This window comes from Finegoldia magna (genome assembly GCF_018371055.1).
Taxonomy (GTDB): Bacteria; Bacillota; Clostridia; order Tissierellales; family Peptoniphilaceae; genus Finegoldia; species Finegoldia magna_I.
The window spans coordinates 1-5018 of record NZ_JAGYZD010000127.1 but is presented as its reverse complement, the minus strand read 5'-3'; the positions used below and the strand labels follow the sequence as shown (position 1 = coordinate 5018).

The following is a 5018-nucleotide window of genomic DNA, read 5'->3' as shown; positions in this document are numbered from 1 at the left end:
TATCTTTCAGGATTTCCTGTGGGATTTAGCACCTAATTTAATAGGTTGCTGAGTTTCATAGGGCCCATTCCCTCCACTACTCTTAATAAGATAATTATCTAGTTGTTATAATATAACACTAACACTATTTGCATATTCTGTCAAGTGTTTTAATCGATATTTTCCATTGCGCTTTTGCGATACATTTTTATTGCTTTTATTAACAATAAAACTATCACTACAAGCATCAATCCAAATGATATTCCTATTTCCAATAACTTCACATCATTCAATAAAAATCTAACTGGCATCAAGGTTGCAGATGAAAAAGGCACAAACGATAATATTTTAATCAAAATATCGCTGTCTTTTCCTAATGAATTGATTATTACAAAGAATAATCCAACGAGTACCAAAAATATTGGAACTATTAGGAAATTAACTTCTTCCGCTCTTTTTACAGCAAGTCCAAGAATTTGGAACAATATCAAATACAAAACAAATCCAAACACTACAAACAAAAGTATAGTCAACAAGAATTTTAGACTCAAAGTATTTGTGAAAAACGTCCAAATTCCTTCTGGATAATAGTTTTTATTAACAAATATTCCGATTATTCCCGCAATAATAAATATAAAGTATTGGATTATTCCCAAAACTGCTGAACTTAATAGTTTGCCAAACACAAACACACTTGGTTTTGCTGATGATAGTAGAACTTCAATAGTTTTGTCCTTTTTTTCTCTGGAGATATTGTTACTCATAACACTTCCGTAGAATAAAATCATCAAATCAAAAAGTATTACGAAAACTATCGAAAACACAAATGAGTGCGAACGGTCTTTATTCAAAACTTTTTCTGTAAAGTCGATTTTCTCTTTTGAGTTTTTCTCGATTATTCCAGGATCCACTCCATTATTAATCAGACTTTTATCGTAATTATACTTCTCCAAAGCTTTTGTAAAGCGTTGTGAATGATCATCCATAAACTCTTTGTTTTTTATATAAGAATTAAATTTTGTAGGACTTTCAACTACAAATCCAATGTTGTATTCTCCATTTTCGACAGCTTTTTTCACTTCATCTTCGGATTTTAGGATATTTTTATCATCAAGTCCCATAATAGTCTTCAAATACTTCACATCAATTTTGTTATCAGATGAATAAATACAAGTTTTATCAAATGTAAGAGTGTTAATATCTATGGTTGCGTTTTTGTTCGCTCCAGTATTCATGCTATTAAAAATAGATGGCATAAATCTCAGCAAAAACGACAAAGCAAACACCAATATTGTGATTACTAATGTTGCAATCAAATACGAATTGTGTCTTATTATAGAATTAAATTCAAAATTAAATACTCTACTAAATTTTTTCATTATTCTCTAACACCAACCTTTGACACAAATACATCTTGAAGACTAGGTTCGTATTGACTGAAACAATTGATGTCGATTTGATTTAACATCATAAATTCTAGTATATCTTCTTTGGTTACATTCTCAGTAAGTCTGACCAAAAGCTTGAATTCTCTGACAACAGCATCTGGATATATCAAATTTTCTGACTCCAATAACTCTTTTAATTCCCAAATTCCCATATTGTTTGCATTAAGTAGCATTTTTTTCTCAGCCATTGAAGTTTTGATTTCATTCAAATCCCCATTCAAAATAATTCTACCTTCTTCAATAACGCAAACATCTCTGCAAAATTCTTCAACATAACTCATCAAATGGCTGGAGAATATAACTATTTTTTGATTTTGTATAAATTCTCCAACAGCCAATTTTAGTTCATGGGCATTGATTGGATCAAGTCCAGAAAACGGCTCATCCAATACCAAAATATCAGGGTCATTTAAAAGAGCAGAAATAATTTGAACTTTTTGCCTTAAACCTTTGGATAAAGTGGACAATTTTCTGTTCTTGTATTTTGCCAAATCAAATCTGTCAAGCCAATATCTTACATTTTGAAGAGCACTTCTTCTGTCTGTACCTTTAAGTCTTGCAAAATAATACAATTGTGTAAACACTTTTTCGTTGGAATACAACCCTCTTTCTTCTGGAAGATATCCGATATTAACTTCATTATAATTAATGGGAGAGCCGTTAATCAAAACTTGTCCACTATCAGCACTCAAAACATCCGTAATGATTCTCATAGTTGTAGTTTTTCCGGCTCCATTTCTACCCAAAAACCCAAAAGCACGTCCGCTTTCAACTTTAAATGAAATATCGGTTAAAACTTTGTTATCTCCAAAAGATTTATTCACATGTTTTAACTCAAGATTCATACTATTTACCGATTATTTCTATGTTGAAACCATCTGGATCTTTCATGAAATAAAATGTTGCAACACCTTCAAGTCCACCTAATTCGTCAACTTCATAACCTAAAGATTTGTGATATTCGTGTGATTTTTTCAAATCTTCAACTTCAAAAGCCATGTGACCGTAGAAATCGCCATGAGTATAATCTGTCTTCCCGTAGTTATAACTCAGTTCGATTTCATAGTTGTGATCGCTTGTCATATACACAAGTGTGAACTTATCTTCAGGGAAATCTTTCTTGCTTGTAACTTCCATACCTAAAGCTTTTTCATAAAACTCGATTGATTTTTCCAAATTAGTTACTCTGATACATGTGTGTAATGATTTATATTTCATGAATTTCTCCCCTATTTATTGACAATTTTTTCAAATTCTAATACTTTTTCTTTAAAAACTTCAAAAGCAGTTCTCAAAACTTCTTTATCTTTGATGTTTGCTCCAGCGTTTTTAAGTTGTACTAGAGGATAGTTTTTGTTACCATCTTTTAAGAAATTCTTGTAGTTTTCCAAATCTTGCTCATTTCCCGATAAAATCTTATGTGACAAGATTGATGATGAACTAAGACCTGTAGCATACTTATACACATAGAAGTTAGTGTAGAAATGAGGGATTCTTGACCATTCGTACTTAATCAAATCATCTGATACAACACTATCTCCGAAGTATTTTTTGTTTAAGTTAAGGTAAATTTCGTTGAAATCTTCTCCAGTTAATGCCTTTTCTTCTTCAACTAATTTGTGAGTTTCTCGTTCAAATTCTGCAAACATAGTTTGTCTGAAAATTGTTGATTTGAATGAGTTGATGTGATGATCTAACAAGTATAGTTTTTCATCGTCATTCTTAGCGTTTTTAATCATATAATCCAACAACAACATTTCGTTACAAGTACTTGCAACTTCTGCAACAAATATAGTATAACCTGCATATTTGAACTCATTGTTAGCTCTTGAATAATATGAATGAATTGAATGACCCAATTCGTGAATCAAAGTGAACACAGAATCCACATCATTTGTGTAGTTTAATAAAATGTATGGATAAGAATCGTATGATCCCCAACTGTAAGCGCCTGGTTTCTTGCCATCTTTTGGATAAACATCAATCCAATTTTCTTCAAAAGCTTTCTTCATGATAGATTGATATTCTTCTCCCATTGGTTTTACAGCTTCAATCACCATTTTCTTAGCTTCTTCAAATGGAATTTCACGATCAAAACCTTTTGTAGATGGAACATAAACATCGTACATGTGGTGCTCATCTAATCCTAACAATTTTGTTCTTGCCTTGTAGTATTTGTACATGTATGGCAAGTATTCGTGCACAATGTCGATTAAATTATCGTACACAACTTCTTCAACATCGTCGTTGAATAATTCCATTTGTCTTGCACTGTCGTATTTTTTGATTTTAGATAGTATAACCAAATTTTTGATATTCGCATACAAAGTAGAGCCAAAAGTATTGTTGTACTTAGCTAATTCATCGTAATATTTTTCAAAAACTTCTTTTCTTTGTTCACGTGGAAGCTTAGATAATAGTGGAACAAAATTAGCATTTGTAAGCTTTTCATCGATTGATTCTACATAAGGAAATTCCATATCTGTGTTTTGCAAACTGTAGAAATCATTGTGAGGGCTTGACATAGCTTCACTCATAAGAGAAATAATGTTTTCTTCTTCTGCAGATAAAGTGTGTTCCTTAAATCTCAAAATCTTTTTGAAGAATATTTCATAACTTGGATTTTCTCTGATAAGTTTGTCTTGTTCATCTTCTTTTAATGATAAAACAAATGGTTCAACAAAAGAAAATCTAGATTGTAGCTTGTTGTACAATGATGACAATTCCAATTCCAATTTTACACTATCTGAAACCTTGCTGTTTTCATCCTTTTTCATTGAAGCGTAAGTGTACAAATTATCCATTACTCTGTCAGTTTCGAAAAGTAAATCCATTATTTTTATAAAATTATCCTTTTCATTTTTCTTCAATTCATCAATTTTATTAATATTTTCGTTAACTAATTTAATATCTTTTTCAATTTCGTTCTTGTCCTTATACATCTTGGACAAATCCCAATTACACATATAATCACCTCTATTTATATAATACCTCAAACCGTTACCATTCACAAACAAAAATAAGGAATTCTTTTTTAAATTCCTTAAAATTATTTTTTAATTATTTTAAAAATATTTCCTCTGTTAAATGCTAAAAAAAACAATCCAACTAAAGAAAGTTGCCAGTCCAAAATCCAAAATCCCCAAGATAAAAGAGGTTTATCTTCTGATATTTCAAGCAAATACGATCTAATAGCTCCAAATGTCAACAAAGATAATATTATATAGATGGATAAAAATACATAAAGCACTTTATTCAAACTGAAATTTGTTAAATACATTATCAAAAACCAACTAATAAATAATTCCAGAGCAATATATAGTATTCTTAAAATATTTTCAGAAAATTTCTCTGGTTTTTTTATATCTTGCCACCAAATACAATGTGTCAAAAATTTTAACGTATTCATATTCATCCTTCTCTTTTTAATTTATTTGCTATATACATCATACAACAAAAAAACGGTCAGGCAAACCATCTGCCCAACCGATATTTATTTCTTTTTCTTTTTGACCATCTTCAATCTGAAGAATTCTTCTCTTTCTTTTTCGGCTAAGATATCTTCAGTATCTTTAATTGATTGTTCGTATT

Annotated in this window: 5 protein-coding genes, 1 pseudogene and 1 riboswitch; all 6 genes and pseudogenes read right to left on the bottom strand. The window is 30.3% G+C overall.

Annotation, left to right across the window (positions count from 1 at the left end; all coding sequences use genetic code 11):
- Positions 1 to 92: riboswitch (SAM riboswitch) on the bottom strand. This riboswitch is flagged as partial in the annotation.
- Positions 93 to 149: 57 nt separating this feature from the next.
- A complete protein-coding gene (locus KHW44_RS06320) occupies positions 150 to 1358 on the bottom strand; it encodes an ABC transporter permease (protein WP_304067336.1) in 1209 nt (402 codons plus the stop codon).
- Complete coding sequence (locus KHW44_RS06315; RefSeq protein WP_002839932.1) at positions 1358 to 2272, bottom strand: ABC transporter ATP-binding protein; 915 nt, start codon at positions 2270 to 2272, stop codon at positions 1358 to 1360. The genes KHW44_RS06320 and KHW44_RS06315 overlap by 1 nt, the downstream gene beginning before the upstream one ends.
- A gap of 1 nt (position 2273) precedes the next feature.
- On the bottom strand, positions 2274 to 2645 hold the full coding sequence (locus KHW44_RS06310) for a VOC family protein (RefSeq protein WP_304067331.1): 372 nt from the start codon (positions 2643 to 2645) through the stop codon (positions 2274 to 2276).
- A gap of 11 nt (positions 2646 to 2656) precedes the next feature.
- Positions 2657 to 4393 (bottom strand): oligoendopeptidase F, encoded by a 1737-nt coding sequence (gene pepF, locus KHW44_RS06305; RefSeq protein WP_304067328.1) that lies wholly within the window; start codon positions 4391 to 4393, stop codon positions 2657 to 2659.
- An 83-nt stretch (positions 4394 to 4476) separates the two neighbouring features.
- Positions 4477 to 4836, bottom strand: a complete 360-nt coding sequence (locus KHW44_RS06300) for a hypothetical protein (RefSeq protein ID WP_304067326.1) — start codon at positions 4834 to 4836, stop codon at positions 4477 to 4479.
- Positions 4837 to 4920: 84 nt separating this feature from the next.
- Positions 4921 to 5018, bottom strand: a pseudogene (locus tag KHW44_RS10125) (V-type ATP synthase subunit D); the annotation flags it as partial.